This window comes from Pseudomonas sp. P8_229 (assembly GCF_034008635.1).
In the GTDB taxonomy this organism is placed as follows: domain Bacteria; phylum Pseudomonadota; class Gammaproteobacteria; order Pseudomonadales; family Pseudomonadaceae; genus Aquipseudomonas.
Genome location: NZ_CP125378.1, coordinates 1705830 through 1723242 on the forward strand (window position 1 = coordinate 1705830; position 17413 = coordinate 1723242).

Here is a 17413-nt window from a genome sequence, read left to right on the forward strand (position 1 = left end):
TCGGTTGCAGCGATCAAGCCTTTACGGCTTGCGCAGGATCACTCCCACTCAATCGTCGCCGGCGGCTTGCTCGACACGTCGTAAGTGACGCGCGAGATACCTTCGATTTCATTGATGATACGGCCGGAAACGGTTTCCAGCAGTTCGTAAGGCAGGTGCGCCCAACGTGCGGTCATGAAGTCGATGGTTTCCACGGCACGCAGGGCAACGACCCAGGCGTAACGACGGCCATCGCCGACCACGCCAACCGATTTCACTGGCTGGAATACCACGAAAGCCTGGCTGACTTTGTGGTACCAGTCGGCTTTACGCAGTTCTTCGATGAAGATGTGGTCAGCGCGACGCAGCAGGTCGGCGTATTCCTTTTTCACTTCACCGAGGATGCGCACGCCCAGGCCCGGGCCCGGGAACGGGTGACGGTAGACCATGTCGTACGGCAGGCCCAGTTCCAGGCCCAGACGACGGACTTCATCCTTGAACAGTTCGCGCAGTGGCTCGACCAGTTTCAGGTTCATCTCTTCCGGCAAACCGCCCACGTTGTGGTGCGACTTGATCACGTGGGCCTTGCCGCTTTTCGCGCCAGCCGACTCGATCACGTCCGGGTAAATGGTGCCCTGAGCGAGGTACTTGATGTTTTCCAGTTTGTTCGACTGGGCATCGAATACGTCGATGAAGGTGCGACCGATGATCTTGCGCTTCTTCTCCGGGTCGGCTTCGCCGGCCAGGTTGTCCAGGAACTGATCTTCAGCGTTGGCGCGGATCACCTTGACGCCCATGTTCTCGGCGAACATGGCCATCACTTGCTCACCTTCGTGCAGGCGCAGCAGGCCGTTGTCGACGAACACGCAGGTCAGTTGATCGCCGATGGCCTTGTGCAGCAGCGCCGCAACCACCGATGAGTCAACGCCGCCGGACAGGCCCAGCAGCACGTTGTCGGTGCCGACTTGTGCGCGGATGTTGGCGATGGCGTCTTCGGCGATCTTCGACGGCGTCCACAGGGCTTCACAGCCACAGATATCGAGCACGAAGCGCGACAGGATGCGACCACCCTGCTTGGTGTGGGTCACTTCCGGGTGGAACTGCACGCCGTAGTAAGCGCGATCGTCGTTGAACATGCCGGCGATCGGGCAGCTCGGGGTGCTGGCCAGGATGTGGAAGTCTTCCGGCATCTTGGTGACCTTGTCACCGTGGCTCATCCATACGTCGAGACCGAACAGGCCGTCAGCGTCGATGTGGTCTTCGATGCCGTCGAGCAGGCGGCTCTTGCCGACCACGTCAACGCGGGCGTAACCGAACTCACGCAGCTCGGAACCTTCAACCTTGCCACCCAGTTGCTCGGCCATGGTCTGCATGCCGTAGCAGATACCGAAAACCGGCACGCCAAGATCGAAGACGGCTTGCGGGCAACGCGGGCTGTTGGCTTCGTGCACGGACTCGGGGCCGCCGGCGAGGATGACGCCTTTAGGTGCGAATTCGCGGATCGCATCTTCGTCCATGTCGAACGGGTGCAGTTCGCAGTACACACCGATTTCGCGCACGCGGCGAGCGATCAGTTGGGTGTATTGCGAACCGAAGTCGAGGATCAGGATGCGGTGAGCGTGAATGTCGAGGGCCATGATTCAGTCTCGTCTTAAGTAATTCAGAAACAGTCGTGATTCAGAAACAACTCGGGGCTGAATAAAACAGCCCCGGTTGCTTGATGATTTGCTTGAAGGCTTAACCTACGCGGTAGTTTGGCGCTTCTTTGGTGATCTGCACGTCGTGTACGTGGGATTCGGCCATACCGGCACCGGTGATCCGCACGAACTCAGGCTTGGTGCGCATTTCTTCGATGTTGGCGCTACCGGTGTAGCCCATCGAGGAACGCAGACCGCCCATCAACTGGTGAATGATCGCGCTCAGGGTGCCTTTGTACGGCACACGGCCTTCGATCCCTTCAGGTACAAGCTTCTCGGCGCCTGCCGAGGAATCCTGGAAGTAACGATCGGAAGACCCTTGAGCCTGGGACATGGCGCCCAGCGAGCCCATGCCGCGATAAGCCTTGTACGAACGGCCCTGGAACAGTTCGATTTCACCCGGCGCTTCTTCAGTACCGGCGAACATCGAGCCCATCATCACGCAGGACGCACCGGCCACGATGGCCTTGGACAGGTCACCGGAGAAACGGATACCGCCGTCGGCGATCAACGGAACGCCGGTGCCTTCGAGGGCAGCAGCAACGTTGGCGATGGCACTGATTTGCGGCACGCCGACACCGGCGACGATACGGGTGGTGCAGATCGAGCCAGGGCCGATACCGACCTTGACCGCGTCGGCGCCGGCTTCGGCCAGGGCCTTGGCAGCTGCGCCGGTGGCGATGTTGCCGCCGATCACCTGCACTTCAGGAAAATTCTCTTTGACCCAGCGAACGCGGTCGATCACGCCTTTGGAGTGACCGTGCGCGGTGTCGACCACCACCACGTCCACACCGGCATTGACCAGAGCGGCAACGCGGTCACCGGTGTCTTTACCGGTACCGACTGCTGCACCAACACGCAGACGACCTTGATCGTCCTTGCTGGCCAGCGGGTAGGCTTTGGCTTTTTCGATGTCTTTGACGGTCATCATGCCTTTGAGGGCAAACTTGTCGTCGACGATCAGAACTTTTTCCAGGCGGTGCTTGTGCAGCAGTTCGCGGACTTCGTTCTTGTTGGCGCCTTCACGTACGGTGACCAGACGCTCTTTAGGCGTCATCACTTCACGTACGGTGGCATCCAGGCGGGTTTCGAAGCGCACGTCACGGGAAGTGACGATGCCGACCAGGTCGCCATCGTGCAGCACCGGAACGCCGGAAATGTTGTGCATGCGGGTCAGGTCGAACAGATCACGAACCGTGGCGTCAGCCTCGATGGTGATCGGATCCTTGACGACGCCGGCTTCGAATTTCTTGACCTTGCGGACTTCGGCAGCTTGCTGCTCGATGGTCATGTTCTTGTGGATGATACCGATACCACCTTCCTGAGCCATGGCAATTGCCAGACGGGCTTCAGTGACGGTGTCCATGGCAGCGGAAACCAGTGGAATATTCAGCTCGATGCCACGGGTAAGGCGGGTCTTGAGACTGACTTCGTTAGGAAGCACCTCGGAATAACCAGGCACTAGGAGAATGTCGTCGAATGTCAGAGCTTCTTGGCTGATACGCAGCATCGCGGGGGCTCCCGAGCGGGAAAATGGAAGCGCGCCATTATAGTCAGACACCCCCTGCTGTTCAACGTAAAACTCAGCTTAATATCAATGTTACTGATGTACGGGAATCCCCGCCTCTACAGCTCCACCTTGACCCACGAGACAGGTTGATCGAGCCAATCAGCAAACTCATCGATAAAGCTCTGCTTGAACCCGGCCTCCAGCCAGTTGTTGAAGATAAAACCCAGGTTGGAAAACGCACATTCCTGCAAGTACAGAAAGCCGTTGATGTCGTCTTCATGCCCGCATTCAGGGCAGGTGAAGTTGTCGGTGCGCCCGGGCATCCAGTCTTCCAGGCTCTCGAACAACGCTTCACCGACTTCGCGGCGGCACTCGGCGCAACCGGCTTCTTCGAGAAACCCCTTGGCCGGGGTATAGATGCAGCGCTTGACGATGATCTCCAGGCCGTTGATCGGTTCACCGAACGGCAACGCCTCGGGGTGCAGCACCACCGCGCGCGCGCCATCGGCAATCGCATGCCCCATGCGGTTGCCGGTGCGGCCGCAGGTGGTCAACTCTTCTTCGATGATGTTCTTGCGCACCAGCCAGCGCACGATCGCCCGGGCCCGGGGTTCGTGGACCGGCAGGGTGGAGATTTTCGGGACGATGATGCTTTGCGAATTCATGGAAAGTCCTGCGGTATGGCTTCTGACGCCTTCGCGAGCAAGCTCACTCCCACAGGGAACTGTATTCCAATGTGGGAGCGACGGTGCGACGATTCGACTTGCTCGCGAAGAGGCCCTGAAGGCCGGCAGCTTAATCCCTGACGAAATCCGGTCAAGTGCTGAGATAGCGCCCGATCAGCGCAATCCCGCTGGCCAGCACCAGCCACGTCACCAGTCGCACAAACGCCTCGCGCGACAACTTCATGGTCAGCCGCCGCCCGATCCACAACCCCAGCGCCATGGCCGGCAACAGACACAGCGCCAGCATCAACAAGGGTAGCTCGGCATACACCCCGGCGATAGCGAACAGGCTCAAACGCACCACCGTGCTGCAACTGATCAACGCACTTTGTGTGGCCCGGGCCGCGTCCTTCGGCAAGCGGCTGTTGAGATAGATCGCATACAAGAAGCCGCCACTGCCAAACAGCGCACCGAACAGCCCGCCCACCGTGCCCATCGGCAGCGCCCACCCGGCGGACAACTGCGTCGGCCGGGTTTTCACCCACAGGCTATAAACCGCATAAGCGCTGATGAACAACCCCATCAACAGCAACAACAGATCGGATTGGAGGTTAAGCAGGAAAATCACCCCCAATGTGCACCCCACCGCCATGCAGGGCAGCAGCCGCAACAGCTCGGGTTTGGCCACGTCCCGCCGCGAGGGCAGCAGATTGCCGAACGCCGCGACGAAATCCAGCAGCACCAACAACGGCACAATCTTCGACAACGGCATGAACAGAATCAGAATCGGCCCCGCGACCAGCGCCGTACCGAATCCGGCAATCCCGAAAACGACATAGGCCAGCGCGATGCCCAAGCCGATCACCGCCCAGCCGCCCGCGCCCCACGACCACTCGTTCAACAATCCCAGCACATTCATCGATTCACTTCCTTTATAAGCCTGAGATGACTTTAGCCAGCGCCGAGCGTTGCGACTAATATGCTCAAAGCCACTTACTCATCTCGAAAAGGCATATCAGGTGCTCTCGACCCGTCAACTGCGCTACTTCGTGGAAATTGCCGAGTGCGGCAGCTTCAGTGCTGCCGCTGAACGCCTGTTCATCGCGCAATCGGCCCTGAGCCGGCAGATCAAGGACATGGAAACCCGCCTGCAAACGCCACTGTTCGAACGCACCGCGCGCCAGCCTCGGCTCACGGCCGCAGGCGAGGCGTTTTTACCGCGAGCCAGAAACCTGCTCAATGAACTGAGCAAAGCCAGCGCAATGGCGACCGAAGTCGGCAACGGCCAACTTGGCACGTTGCGCCTGAGCCATTCCAGCACCGTGTCGATCAGCGGACATTTATTACGCCGGATCAGCACATATCTTGATCAGCAGAATGGCGTGTCGCTGGACATCGGCAAGCTGTCCTCCGAGGCGCAGCTTGAGGAACTGGCGCAAGGTCGTCTCGACATTGGTCTGTTGCGTCTGCCGGTATTGCGTCAGCGTGAAGGCATTCAGGTGGAGCCTTTATTCACCGAGCGCCTGTTGTTGGCGGTGCCGGCCGGTCATCGCCTGGCCGATTCAGCCTCGGTCGAACTGGCGCAACTGAGAGACGAGCCGTTCATTTCGATTCCGCATCCACAGCGCGGCGGACTCAGCTATCTGTGTGCCGACCTGTGCATGCGCCAGGGTTTCTTCCCCAAAGCGGCGCGGGTGATGTCGCGAAAGACCACCCAACTGCAACTGATCCAGGCTGGATTCGGCATCGCCCTGCTGCCCGAATCGATGCAGGACATTGCGCCCGGCGGCGTACGATTTCTGGCGCTGAGCGATCCCGATTGCCAAAGCACGGTCGCCCTCGCCTACCGGCAAAACCCCACGCCACTGGTCCACCACTTCATCAATATGTTCACAAAACCCTGTGGGAGCGGGCTTGCTCGCGAAGGAGGTATGTCAGTCGAAACTTGAATTGCCTGACACTCCGCCTTCGCGAGCAAGCCCGCTCCCACAAGGGGTTTTGTGTTGGGTCATGGTGATTGGCAGGCGAATGCCCTTAAACTGCGCCCCATGATTAAAGATCCCTTTTCAAGGCTCGGCCTTGACCGTGAAGTCCTGACCGTCAGCCAGCTCAACGGCCGCGCGCGGGTGTTGCTCGAAGACGTGTTCAGCAACATCTGGGTCGAAGGCGAAATCTCCAACCTCGCTCGCCCGGCGTCCGGCCACGTGTATTTCACCCTCAAGGACAGCGGTGCGCAGGTGCGTTGCGCGTTGTTCCGCAACAATGCGGCGCGAGTGCGTCAGGCGTTGAAGGATGGCCTGGCGGTAAAAGTACGCGGCAAGGTCTCGCTGTTCGAAGGGCGTGGCGACTATCAGTTGATTCTCGACACCGTGGAGCCTGCCGGTGACGGCGCGCTGCGCCTGGCCTTCGATGCGCTTAAGGAAAAGCTCAGCGCCGAAGGCCTGTTCAGCGCCGAACGCAAAGTGCCGCTGCCGGCGCATCCGCAGCGCATCGGCATCATCAGTTCGCCGACCGGCGCGGTGATTCGCGACATCATCAGCGTGTTCCGCCGTCGTGCGCCGCAGGTGCAACTGACGTTGATTCCTACTGCCGTGCAGGGCCGCGAAGCCACCGCGCAAATTGTTCGTGCGCTAAAACTGGCCGATGCCCGTGGTTTCGACGCGTTGATCCTCGCTCGTGGCGGCGGCTCGCTGGAAGATCTCTGGTGCTTCAACGAAGAGGCCGTGGCCCGTGCGGTAGATGCTTGCGTCACGCCGATCGTCAGCGCCGTCGGGCATGAAACCGATGTGTCGATCAGCGATTTCGTCGCCGACGTCCGCGCACCAACGCCCTCCGCTGCCGCCGAATTGCTGGCCCCGGACTCCAGTGACCTGGTGCGCCGGGTCGAAAGCCTGCATCGTCGACTGGTGATGCGCATGCGCGACCGTCTGATGCGCGATCGTCTGCGCCTGGAAGGCATCTCCCGCCGTTTGCGTCACCCCGGCGAGCGTCTACGTCAGCAGGCTCAGCGTCTGGATGACCTGGACATGCGCATGCGCCGGGCGTTCGAGCGTCAACTCAATACCCGTCGCGAACGCCTGATCCGTCTGGAAACCCGCCTCGCCAGCCAGCACCCGGGACGCCAACTGGCAATGTTGCGCCAACGCCTCGACAGCCTTGCCGAACGCCTGCCCCGGGCCATGCGTGAAGGCCTGAAAAGTCGTCGCCTGCAACTGCACAGCCAGATGCAGACGCTGCACGTGGTCAGCCCGCTGGCGACCCTTGGTCGTGGCTACAGCATTCTGCTGGATGAGCGCGGCCAGGCGATCCGTAACGCTGCGCAGACTCACACCGGCCAGCGCCTGAAAGCCAGACTTGGCGAAGGCGAACTGCAAGTGCGCGTCGAGGACAATCACCTGACGCCCGTCACCCTTTCTCTACTGGACTGATCCATGCCGCGTTTTTTCGCTCCGTTACTGTTGCTGTGTTTGACCACCTTCAATGCCCACGCCGACAGCTACATCACCCGTCTGCTGAACAAACCGGTGCCGGGCGGCGTGGCGGTGGTTGATCTGGGCGCTGCCGCGCAGGCGCCAAAAGCCACCTATCAAGGCAAACCGGTGCTGGTGGTCAAGGAACAGAACAACTGGCTGGCGATTGTCGGCGTGCCGCTGACAGTCAAACCCGGCAGTCAGCAAATCAGCAGCGGCGGGCGTAATCTGCCGTTCACGGTGGGCAACAAGAAATACCCGGAACAGCACATCACCCTGAAGAACACCCAGCAGGTCAACCCGAACCCGGCCAACCTCAAGCGCATCGAGGGCGAACTGGCCGAGCAGATCAAGGCTTACCGCAGCTTCAGTCCGAACACCCCGAGCAACCTGTTGCTGGACAAACCGGTCAACGGGCCGCTGTCGAGCAAGTTCGGTGTACGCCGCTTCTTCAACGGTGAAGAGCGCAATCCTCACGCTGGCCTCGACTTCGCCGTGCCGGCGGGTACGCCGATCAAGACCCCGGCGGCGGGCAAGGTGATCCTCACCGGCAATTACTTTTTCAATGGCAACACGGTGTTTGTCGACCATGGGCAGGGCTTTATCAGCATGTTCTGCCATATGTCGAAGATTGATGTGAAGGTCGGTGATCAACTGGCCCGTGGCGCGGTGGTCGGCAAGGTTGGCATGACCGGCCGTGCGACCGGCCCGCACATGCACTGGAATGTCAGCCTGAATGATGCGCGGGTGGATCCGGCGATTTTCATTGGCGCGTTCCAACCTTGAATAGGTGTTGAGGCCACTGGCCTCTTCGGGAGCAAGCCCCCTCCCACATTGAAATTGTGTTGCGAACACCATCAACTGTGGGAGCGGGCTTGCTCGCGAAGGCGGCCCATCCCACACCGCAAATACTGCTGACACCCCAGCAGCTTCAATTGCGCCCCAATCAAACCCCGCGCAAACATCACAAAGATCGCCCGCCTAAAGCACAATAAAATCGCGCAGAACCCCGCTTTTCGAGTATTCCTCTCAATTTTTTTCGACTGCTTGCCATCCTCTCACCTCGCGGTTAGGGTTGAAGGCATGAAAACCTCTCACACCCTTATTCAGCTTCGCCAGCACCGCAGCCTGTGCCTCGTCAGCGCACGACTGCCGGGCTGAATCGCTGCGCCTCGTCCCAAGCTGTTCCCCGAACATTCGTAACACCGGCAGGCCGCCTCTTTTCGGCCCAGACAATAAGGAATTTCCCGATGAGCATGCTCAAAGACCCGTCTTCGAAATACCGCGCGTTTCCCGTCATCAATCTGCCAGATCGCACCTGGCCGTCGAAAACCATCGACGCCGCGCCGATCTGGTGCAGCTCCGACCTGCGTGACGGCAACCAGTCGTTGATCGAGCCGATGGACGCGGTGAAGAAGCTGCGCTTCTGGAAAACCCTGGTTCAGGTGGGTGTGAAGGAAATCGAAGCCTCGTTCCCGGCCGCTTCGCAAACCGACTTCGACTTCGTGCGTACCCTCATCGAAGAAGGCCACATCCCGGACGACACCACCATTCAGGTGCTGACCCAGGGCCGTGAAGACTTGATCGAGCGCACCTTCGAATCCCTGCGTGGGGCGAAGAAAGCCATCGTTCACTTGTACAACGCCACCTCGCCGTCTTTCCGTCGCATCGTCTTCAACCAGGACAAGGACGGCATCAAGGCCATCGCGGTCAACGCCGCCAAGCTGTTCGTCAAATACGCGGCGATGCAGCCGGACACCGAGTGGACGTTCGAATACTCGCCGGAAACCTTCAGCGCCACCGAGCTGGAATTCGCCAAGGAAGTCTGTGACGCGGTGATCGAGGTCTGGAACCCGACGCCTGAGCACAAGATGATCCTCAACCTGCCGGCCACCGTTGAGTGCGCAACGCCGAACATCTACGCCGACCAGATCGAGTGGTTCGGCCGCAACATCAACCGTCGTGACAGCGTGATCATCAGCCTGCACACCCACAACGACCGTGGCACCGGCGTCGCCGCCACCGAGCTGGGCCTGATGGCCGGCGCCGATCGCGTCGAAGGCTGCCTGTTCGGCAACGGCGAGCGTACCGGTAACGTCGACCTCGTCACCGTAGCGCTGAACATGTACACCCAAGGCGTCAACCCTGAGCTGGACTTCTCCGACATCGACGGCGTGCGCAAAGTCGTCGAAGAGTGCAATCAGATCCAGGTACACCCACGTCACCCGTACGTCGGCGACCTGGTCCACACCGCATTCTCCGGTTCGCACCAGGACGCCATCCGCAAGGGCTTCGCCCAGCAGAAACCGGACACTCTGTGGGAAGTGCCGTACTTGCCGATCGACCCGGCCGACATCGGCCGTAGCTACGAGGCGGTGATTCGCGTCAACAGCCAGTCGGGCAAGGGCGGTATCGCTTACCTGCTGGAACAGGAATACGGCATCAGCCTGCCGCGTCGCATGCAGATCGAATTCAGCCAGGTTGTGCAGCGTGAAACCGACCGTCTGGGTCTGGAGATGACTGCCAAGCAGATCCACTCGCTGTTGATCAGCGAATACCTGCAAGCCAACACCCCGTATGCGCTGGTCAGCCATCGCCTGCAGGAAGAGAACGGCAACAGCGCCGTCGAAGTGGAAGTGGCGAGCAAGGGTCAGGGCGAAACCAACCTGCACTGGCGCGGCAAGGGTAACGGCGCGCTGGAAGCCCTGGTGGCCGGCCTGCCGATCCCGGTGGAAATCATGGACTACAACGAACACGCGATCGGCGCGGGCACCAACGCCAAGGCAGCGGCTTACATCGAGCTGCGAGTGAACGGTGAACGTGCAGTGCACGGCGTGGGTATCGATGAAAATATCACCACCGCCAGTTTCAAGGCGCTGTTCAGCGCACTGAACCGCTCGTTGAGCCAGCCGGAAGCGAAAGCGGCGTAAGCGACCGCTGAAATGCAAAAGGCCCCGGAGTTTGAACTCCGGGGCCTTTTTTTGCGATCGTTCCCATGCTCCGCGTGGGAATGCCTCAAGGGACGCTCCGCGTCCAGTGATGCGGAGCGTCACGGGCTGCATTCCCACGCAGAGCGTGGGAACGATCGACTGCCTCAGGTGAACTCGAAGGTATCCGCATCCAGATTCGCCGGAAAACGTTCGCGATAGGCTGCCAGCTCAGCCGCTTCCAGCACAACCTTGAACACCCCATCCGCCTCCCCCGCCGCCAGCAACGTCTCGCCCTGGAAATCCAGCACCTGACTGTCGCCGGTATAGGCAAAACCCTTGCCGTCAGTGCCGACGCGATTCACTGCCGCCACGTAGCACAGGTTTTCAATCGCCCGCGCCGGCAGCAAGCGGTTCCAGTGCAGACGCCGCGCACCCGGCCAGTTGGCGGTGTACAGCAGCAGGTCGGTGTCCTGGGCGTCGCGACTCCACACCGGGAAGCGCAGGTCGTAGCAAATCAGCGGCCGAATCCGCCAGCCCTTGAGCTCGAACTGCACCTGACGTTCGCCGGGGGTGTAATGGTTGTGCTCCCCGGCCATGCGGAACAGATGGCGTTTGTCGTAATGCCAGACTTCACCGTCCGGCCGCGCCCACAGCAGGCGGTTGCGATGACTGCCGTCAGCCGCCTGAATGATCACGCTGCCGGTAATCACCGCATTGAGCTTCGCCGCTTGCGCCTTCATCCACTTGCTGGTCGGGCCATGCTCGGCTTCTGCGAGGGTCTCGGACTCCATCGAGAAGCCGGTGGTGAACATCTCCGGCAAAATAATCAGGTCTGCCCCTCGGGCCTGCTCCAACAGCACATCGAAGTGCTCAAGATTGGCCTGACGGTCGTGCCAGGCCAGGCTGGTCTGGATCAGCGCCAGATTGAGATCGGGCAACGCACTCAGATCACGCATAGTTTTGCCGCCGCTTCGCGCAGCGTCTCCTCGCGTTTGGCAAAGCACAGCCGCACCAGGCGCTGGCCTTGCGGTGGATTCTGGTAGAACACCGACACCGGGATGCTCGCCACACCGTGTTCTCGGGTCATCCACATCGCCATGTCGACGTCATTCAAGTCGGGACGAATCTGCGAGTAATCGACCAGTTGGAAATAGGTGCCGGTCACGCGGGTGAAGGTGAATCGCGACGGCGCCAACAAGTCGCAGAACAGGTCGCGCTTGGCCTGATAGAAACCCGGCAGCTCTTCAACGTGCTCCGGATGCTCGGCCATGTAATCGGCCAATGCGTGCTGCAGCGGCGTGACACCGCAGAAACTGACGTACTGGTGCACCTTGCGCAGCTCGGCGGTCAGCGCTGGCGGTGCGACGACATAGCCGGTTTTCCAGCCAGTGACGTGATAGGTCTTGCCGAACGAGCTGACCACGAAGGCACGCTGATACAACTCTTCGTGGGCCAGCATGCTGACGTGCGGCACGCCGTCGAATACCAGGTGCTCATAGACTTCGTCGCTGATCACATAGATATCGCGATCACGGATCAATGCTGCCAACTGATCGAGCTCGGCACGACTGATCAGTGCGCCGCTCGGGTTGTGCGGAGTATTGAGGATGATCATCCGCGTGCGCGGCGTCAGGGCTGCACGGAGTTTGTCGAAATCGATGGAGAAATCTTTCAGTCCAAGCTGCACGTGGACGCAGCGGCCGCCCGCCAGTTCCACTGCCGGCTCGTAGCTGTCGTAAGCCGGATCGAAAACGATGACTTCATCACCCTTGTGGATAACGGCCTGGATCGCGCAGAAGATCGCCTGGGTCGCGCCGGGCGTCACGGTCACTTCGGTATCGGCATCCACCTGTGCGCCGTAGCTGCGGGCGATCTTGGCCGCGATCTGCTGACGCAGTGCCGGCAAACCGGTCATGGGTGAATACTGGTTATGCCCACTGGCAATATGCCGACCTACCGCATCGCGCAGCGACTGCGGACCATCGAAATCCGGAAAACCCTGAGAAAGATTGATCGCTCCGGTCTGCGCCGCGAGCTGAGACATCTGCGTGAAAATAGTGATGCCGACATTCGGCAGCTTACTGGTGATCATCGAGGGGTTCCCTGCTCTACACCCGGCTCTGACGGCGGCGCGGGAGAGCCCGAGAATAGCCCATCCGGCGCCCATAAAAAAAGGGCGCCGGATGGCACCCTTCTCTCATGTTGATCGTTCCCACGCTCTGCGTGGGAATGCAGCCTTAGACGCTCTGCGTCCGCCGCTTTTGTGACGCAGAGCGTCACGGGATACATTCCCACGCGGAGCATGGGAACGATCAACGGCCAGCGACCTTACTTCTTGTCGCGGCGCTTCTTGCTGGCTTTCTTGTTGTGCGACATCAAACGACGCTTCTTGTTGACCTGGCGGTCGGTCAGCGTGTTCTTGTTGCCTTCGTACGGGTTCTCGCCGCCCTTGAACTCGATGCGGATCGGCGTACCGACCAGCTTCAGCACACGGCGGTAAGTGTTCTCCAGATAGCGCACATACGACTTCGGCACTTTCTCGATCTGGTTACCGTGAATCACGATGATCGGCGGGTTCGCACCACCCAGGTGAGCGTAACGCAGCTTGATCCGGCGGCTGTTGACCATCGGCGGCTGGTGCTCGCTGACCGCGTCTTCGAGAATCTGGGTCAGACGGCTGGTCGGCCAGCGGGTGACCGCGGACTTGAACGAGTTCTGTACCGAGGCGTAGAGGTTGCCCACGCCAGTACCGTGCAGTGCCGAGATGAAGTGGATGTCGGCAAAGTCGACGAAGAACAGACGACGTTGCAGCTCGACCTTCACGTAGTCGCGCTCGCTCGGGGTCATGCCGTCCCACTTGTTGATCGCGATCACCAGCGCACGACCCGCTTCTAGGGCGAAGCCCAGCAGGTTGAGGTCGTGATCGACCACGCCTTCGCGGGCGTCCATCACGAAGATCACGACGTTGGCGTCTTTGATCGCCTGCAGGGTTTTGACCACGGAGAATTTTTCGACTTCTTCGTGGATCTTGCCGCGCTTGCGCACACCAGCGGTGTCGATCAGCGTGTACTTCTCGTCGTTACGCTCGAACGGGATGTAGATACTGTCGCGAGTAGTGCCGGGCTGGTCGTAGACGATAACCCGGTCTTCACCGAGCATGCGGTTGACCAGGGTCGACTTGCCGACGTTCGGACGGCCGATGATGGCGATCTTGATCCCGTCTTTTTCGCTCGGGCCAGGAATGCGCTTGGCTTCCTCGCCTTCGGCAACGATCTCTTCTTCGCCGTCTTCCGGCTCTTCTTCATCTCTCGGGAAGTCGCCCAGAGCGATTTCCAGCATCTGAGTGATGCCACGGCCGTGAGCACCGGCGATAGGAATCGCGTGGCCCATACCCAACGGAGCGAATTCGGCGCGGGCCATTTCCGGGTCGATGTTGTCGACCTTGTTGGCAACCACGTAGGAACGCTTGTTACGTTTGCGCAAATGCTCGGCGATCATCTGGTCGGCGGCGGTAAAACCGGCCTTGGCATCTACCAGGAACAGAACGACATCGGCTTCTTCAATGGCCAGCAGCGACTGCTCGGCCATTTTTTCGTCCATACCATGCTCGTCACCGGAGATACCGCCGGTGTCGACCAGAATGTAGGAACGCCCTTGCCACTTGGCCTCACCGTACTGGCGATCACGGGTCAGACCGGACAAGTCGCCGACAATGGCGTCGCGAGTCCTGGTCAGGCGGTTGAACAAGGTGGACTTGCCGACGTTCGGTCGGCCCACCAGGGCGATTACGGGAACCATTCGGCTCTCCACTTCGTTATTTCAGAAAATACAAAAGCCGCTGCGAGGCAGCGGCTGGTGCTCGGGGCAACACTGTGGGAGCGGGCTTGCTCGCGAAAAACCGTAGCAGCACCGCGTTTATTCAGCCTGTACGCGTCATCGTTGACGCCCTTCGCGAGCAAGCTCGCTCCCACAAGTGAGGCTGCCTGGGGGTGTTAACCCCAAGCATAGTTGTTACTTGATGGTCAGGGCTTCCAGTTTGCCGCTGTTGCCATACACATAGATCGTGTTGCCCACCACCAGCGGACGGGCACGCAGGCCATCGCTGTCGATACGCTCACGACCCACGAAACGACCGTCCACCTGACTCAACAGGTGCAGGTAACCTTCCAGGTCACCAACGGCTACGTAGCTGGAGAACACTTCCGGCGCCGACAGCTGACGGCGGGCCAGCGAGTCGTTGCTCCACAGCGCGGTGGTGGAACGCTCGTCGACGCCTTCAACGGTGCCCGAAGACAGGCTCACGTAGACGTTGCCGAAACCTTGGGCAACACCGGCATAGCTCGACGCATCGCGCTGCCAGAGTTGACGGCCGCTTTGCAGATCGAGTGCCGCGACGCGGCCCTGATAGCTGGCGACGTACAAGGTTTCGCCGGACAGCAGCAGACCGCCGTCGATGTCGACCACGCGCTCCAATTCCGAACGACCGGTTGGAATCGCGACCCGCTGTTCCCAGACCGGCACGCCGTTGGAAATATCCAGGGCGACTACTTTACCAGTCGACAGGCCAGCCACCGCGAGGCGGTTGGTCACGACAGGAGCACTGGTACCGCGCAAGGTCAGTACCGCCGGGGTGCTGTCGTAGGTCCAGCGACGGTTGCCGGTAGCCGCGTCCAGACCGATCAGACGATCGTCCTGAGTCTGCACCACCACCACGTCACCGTTGTTGGCCGGTGGCGCGAGGACTTCGCTGGACACCCGGGCGCGCCACTTCTCCTCGCCGTTGATGGCGTCGAAGGCAACAATTTCACCCTTCAGGGTACCGATCGTCACCAGACCGTAACCCACGCCAACGGCGCCGGAGACAGGCAGGTCAAGATCCTTTTTCCACTTCACGTCGCCATTGCTGCGATCCATGGCCATCAGCACGCCGGTCACATCGGCCGCGTAGATGGTGTCACCGTCGATCGCCGGCACCAGCATGTTATAGGTTTCGCCCTGACCGTCACCGATCGAACGGCTCCACTGCTTCTGCAGAACCACTTCTTCTTTGAAGTCGGTCAGCTCGGCCGGTGGCAGTTCTTTTTTGCTGTTGCTGCTGCAACCCGCGGCCAGAATGGCCAGAGCCAGCAATGCTGCATGCTTCCAACGGATCACGTCACGCATCCCCTTTGGCCAGGTCGTCGAGCTTGATTTGAAGGCCGCCGACTGCCGCTTCATCCGACAGTGCCGCCTTGGCTTTTTGATACGCCGCGTTCGCTTCGTCAGTACGGCCCAGCTGTACCAGCAGGTCGCCCTTGAGCTCTTCACGAGTGGCCAGGAACGCCTTGTCGGCATCGCCGTCGAGCAGCTTCAGGGCTTCATCGGCCTTGTTCTGCGCACCCAGCACCTGTGCCAGACGCTGACGGGCGATTTCGCCCAGCGCCGGGTTGGCCGGTTTGGCAACAATGGCTTTGAGTTCGGTCGCCGCGTCGTCCAGCTTGCCGCTGTCGACCGCCACTTTGGCCACGAACAGGCTGCCGTACTGTGCGTACGCGGTGCCGCCGAATTCGCTGTTGAGCTTGCCGGCCAGATCCGCAACGCGCGCAGCGTCAGGCTTGCCGTCCGGGGTCAGCGTGGTTTCCAGCAGTTGCTGATAGAGCACCGAGGCGCCTTGCGACTGGTTGCTCTGATACTTGTGAAAAGCCTGCCAGCCGAACACGATGACCAGCGCCAACAGGCCGCCGGTGACCAGAGGTTTGCCGTTGCGTGTCCACCAGTCCTTCAAATCCGCCAACTGTTCGTCTTCGGTACTCGACACCCCAATACTCCTTAATCGCTAAATCGGCTGTTTAGACAGCTTCAACCCTGCACGACGCAGGTGGCCAGGTGAGCGGCAAGCGCATCCCAGGCAATGCTTTGTTGTTCGCCCTGGCCACGCAGGGGTTTGAAACCTACCACTTGCTGGGCCATTTCGTCGTCACCCAGGATCAGTGCGTACAGTGCACCGCTCTTGTCGGCTTTCTTGAACTGGCTTTTGAAGCTGCCAGCGCCGGCATTGACTTGCAGGCGCAGGTTTGGAAGCTGGTCACGCACACGCTCGGCCAGGGCCAGACCGGCCAGTTCGGCCTGCTCGCCAAAGGCGCAGAGGTAGACATCGACCTGACGGGAGATTTCTTCCGGGATCTGCTCCAGGGTTTCGAGCATCAACACCAGACGCTCGATGCCCATGGCGAAACCCACGCCAGTGGTTGGCTTGCCGCCCATCTGCTCGACCAGACCGTCGTAACGGCCGCCGGCGCAGACAGTGCCCTGGGCACCGAGCTTGTCGGTGACCCATTCGAAAACGGTTTTGCTGTAGTAATCGAGGCCGCGAACCAACTTCGGGTTGAGCACGTAAGGAATGCCAACGGCATCCAGACGCGATTTCAAGCCTTCGAAGTGTGCTCGCGACTCGTCGTCGAGATAGTCGGCCATCTTCGGCGCATCGACCAATACCGCCTGAGTGTCGGCATTTTTGGTGTCGAGCACGCGCAGCGGGTTGGTTTTCAGGCGACGCTGGCTGTCTTCGTCGAGCTTGTCATGGTGCGCCGAGAGGTACTCGACCAACGCTTCACGATAGCGACCACGGGACTCGCTGGTGCCCAGGCTGTTGAGTTCGAGCTTGACCGCATCACGGATGCCCAGTTCGCCCCACAGGCGCCAGGTCATGATGATCAGCTCGGCGTCGATGTCCGGACCGTCGAGGTTGAACACTTCCAGACCGATCTGGTGGAACTGGCGATAACGGCCTTTCTGCGGACGCTCGTGACGGAACATCGGGCCGATGTACCAGAGTTTCTGCACCTGGCCACCGCCGGTGATGCCATGCTCGAGCACAGCACGCACGCACGCCGCGGTGCCTTCCGGACGCAGGGTCAGGGAGTCGCCGTTGCGGTCTTCGAAGGTGTACATCTCTTTTTCGACGATGTCGGTCACTTCACCGATCGAACGCTTGAACAGCTCGGTGAATTCGACGATCGGCATACGGATCTGCTTATAACCGTAGTTATCCAGCAGACGCGCGACAGTGCCCTCGAAATAACGCCACAGCGGGGTCTGTTCGGGCAGGATGTCGTTCATGCCACGAATGGCTTGCAGAGACTTGCTCACTTTAAATCCTTAAATTCGTTCGGCGCTTCAGTCA

14 protein-coding genes are annotated in these 17413 nt (G+C 60.4%); 4 read left to right on the forward strand and 10 right to left on the reverse strand.

Annotation, left to right across the window (positions count from 1 at the left end; translation table 11 throughout):
- Positions 1–38: 38 nt before the first annotated feature.
- The 4 genes from guaA to QMK55_RS07615 all read right to left on the reverse strand — a co-directional run bounded on the left by guaA (position 39) and on the right by QMK55_RS07615 (position 4770).
- Complete coding sequence (guaA, locus tag QMK55_RS07600) at positions 39–1616, reverse strand: glutamine-hydrolyzing GMP synthase (protein WP_102357344.1); 1578 nt, start codon at positions 1614–1616, stop codon at positions 39–41.
- 100 nt (positions 1617–1716) lie between these two features.
- Entirely contained in the window at positions 1717–3186 is a 1470-nt protein-coding gene (gene guaB, locus QMK55_RS07605) for an IMP dehydrogenase (RefSeq protein WP_025109204.1), read from the reverse strand.
- Positions 3187–3302: 116 nt separating this feature from the next.
- Positions 3303–3851 (reverse strand): hypothetical protein, encoded by a 549-nt coding sequence (locus QMK55_RS07610; protein WP_025109205.1) that lies wholly within the window; start codon positions 3849–3851, stop codon positions 3303–3305.
- Positions 3852–4002: 151 nt separating this feature from the next.
- Positions 4003–4770 (reverse strand): sulfite exporter TauE/SafE family protein, encoded by a 768-nt coding sequence (locus QMK55_RS07615; RefSeq protein ID WP_102357343.1) that lies wholly within the window; start codon positions 4768–4770, stop codon positions 4003–4005.
- Positions 4771–4870: 100 nt separating this feature from the next.
- Here QMK55_RS07615 and QMK55_RS07620 point away from each other — a divergent pair, with 100 nt between their 5' ends.
- From QMK55_RS07620 to leuA, 4 genes are all read left to right on the forward strand, one after another.
- On the forward strand, positions 4871–5800 hold the full coding sequence (locus tag QMK55_RS07620; RefSeq protein ID WP_102357342.1) for a LysR family transcriptional regulator: 930 nt from the start codon (positions 4871–4873) through the stop codon (positions 5798–5800).
- A 99-nt stretch (positions 5801–5899) separates the two neighbouring features.
- Positions 5900–7279 carry an exodeoxyribonuclease VII large subunit gene (gene xseA, locus QMK55_RS07625; protein WP_102357341.1) on the forward strand — a complete coding sequence of 460 codons (1380 nt, stop codon included), beginning with the start codon at positions 5900–5902 and terminating at the stop codon, positions 7277–7279.
- Positions 7280–7282: 3 nt separating this feature from the next.
- Positions 7283–8107: a peptidoglycan DD-metalloendopeptidase family protein gene (locus QMK55_RS07630; protein WP_102357340.1), complete on the forward strand. Its 825-nt coding sequence runs from the start codon at positions 7283–7285 to the stop codon at positions 8105–8107.
- A gap of 464 nt (positions 8108–8571) precedes the next feature.
- Entirely contained in the window at positions 8572–10251 is a 1680-nt protein-coding gene (gene leuA, locus QMK55_RS07635; RefSeq protein ID WP_320328979.1) for a 2-isopropylmalate synthase, read from the forward strand.
- A gap of 164 nt (positions 10252–10415) precedes the next feature.
- Here leuA and QMK55_RS07640 read toward each other — a convergent pair whose 3' ends face one another.
- From QMK55_RS07640 to hisS, 6 genes are all read right to left on the reverse strand, one after another.
- A complete protein-coding gene (locus tag QMK55_RS07640) occupies positions 10416–11207 on the reverse strand; it encodes an amidohydrolase (protein ID WP_320328980.1) in 792 nt (263 codons plus the stop codon).
- Positions 11195–12343, reverse strand: coding sequence for a pyridoxal phosphate-dependent aminotransferase (locus tag QMK55_RS07645; RefSeq protein WP_320328981.1), 1149 nt, complete (start codon positions 12341–12343; stop codon positions 11195–11197). The genes QMK55_RS07640 and QMK55_RS07645 overlap by 13 nt, the downstream gene beginning before the upstream one ends.
- Positions 12344–12579: 236 nt before the next feature.
- Positions 12580–14049 carry a ribosome biogenesis GTPase Der gene (gene der, locus QMK55_RS07650; RefSeq protein ID WP_102357336.1) on the reverse strand — a complete coding sequence of 490 codons (1470 nt, stop codon included), beginning with the start codon at positions 14047–14049 and terminating at the stop codon, positions 12580–12582.
- A gap of 213 nt (positions 14050–14262) precedes the next feature.
- Complete coding sequence (gene bamB, locus QMK55_RS07655) at positions 14263–15414, reverse strand: outer membrane protein assembly factor BamB (protein ID WP_102357334.1); 1152 nt, start codon at positions 15412–15414, stop codon at positions 14263–14265.
- A complete protein-coding gene (locus QMK55_RS07660; RefSeq protein WP_102357333.1) occupies positions 15407–16048 on the reverse strand; it encodes a tetratricopeptide repeat protein in 642 nt (213 codons plus the stop codon). Before QMK55_RS07660 ends, bamB begins: the two co-directional genes overlap by 8 nt.
- A gap of 41 nt (positions 16049–16089) precedes the next feature.
- A complete protein-coding gene (gene hisS / locus QMK55_RS07665) occupies positions 16090–17379 on the reverse strand; it encodes a histidine--tRNA ligase (RefSeq protein WP_102357331.1) in 1290 nt (429 codons plus the stop codon).
- Positions 17380–17413 lie beyond the last annotated feature (34 nt).

What these genes read in the sequence shown, in the direction of transcription:
- guaA (WP_102357344.1), bottom strand. Translation starts at nt 1,616, where the DNA reads ATGGCCCTCGACATTCACGCTCACCGCATCCTGATCCTCGACTTCGGT.
- guaB (WP_025109204.1), bottom strand. Translation starts at nt 3,186, where the DNA reads ATGCTGCGTATCAGCCAAGAAGCTCTGACATTCGACGACATTCTCCTA.
- QMK55_RS07610 (WP_025109205.1), bottom strand. Translation starts at nt 3,851, where the DNA reads ATGAATTCGCAAAGCATCATCGTCCCGAAAATCTCCACCCTGCCGGTC.
- QMK55_RS07615 (WP_102357343.1), bottom strand. Translation starts at nt 4,770, where the DNA reads ATGAATGTGCTGGGATTGTTGAACGAGTGGTCGTGGGGCGCGGGCGGC.
- xseA (WP_102357341.1), top strand. Translation starts at nt 5,900, where the DNA reads ATGATTAAAGATCCCTTTTCAAGGCTCGGCCTTGACCGTGAAGTCCTG.
- QMK55_RS07630 (WP_102357340.1), top strand. Translation starts at nt 7,283, where the DNA reads ATGCCGCGTTTTTTCGCTCCGTTACTGTTGCTGTGTTTGACCACCTTC.
- leuA (WP_320328979.1), top strand. Translation starts at nt 8,572, where the DNA reads ATGAGCATGCTCAAAGACCCGTCTTCGAAATACCGCGCGTTTCCCGTC.
- QMK55_RS07640 (WP_320328980.1), bottom strand. Translation starts at nt 11,207, where the DNA reads ATGCGTGATCTGAGTGCGTTGCCCGATCTCAATCTGGCGCTGATCCAG.
- QMK55_RS07645 (WP_320328981.1), bottom strand. Translation starts at nt 12,343, where the DNA reads ATGATCACCAGTAAGCTGCCGAATGTCGGCATCACTATTTTCACGCAG.
- der (WP_102357336.1), bottom strand. Translation starts at nt 14,049, where the DNA reads ATGGTTCCCGTAATCGCCCTGGTGGGCCGACCGAACGTCGGCAAGTCC.
- bamB (WP_102357334.1), bottom strand. Translation starts at nt 15,414, where the DNA reads ATGCGTGACGTGATCCGTTGGAAGCATGCAGCATTGCTGGCTCTGGCC.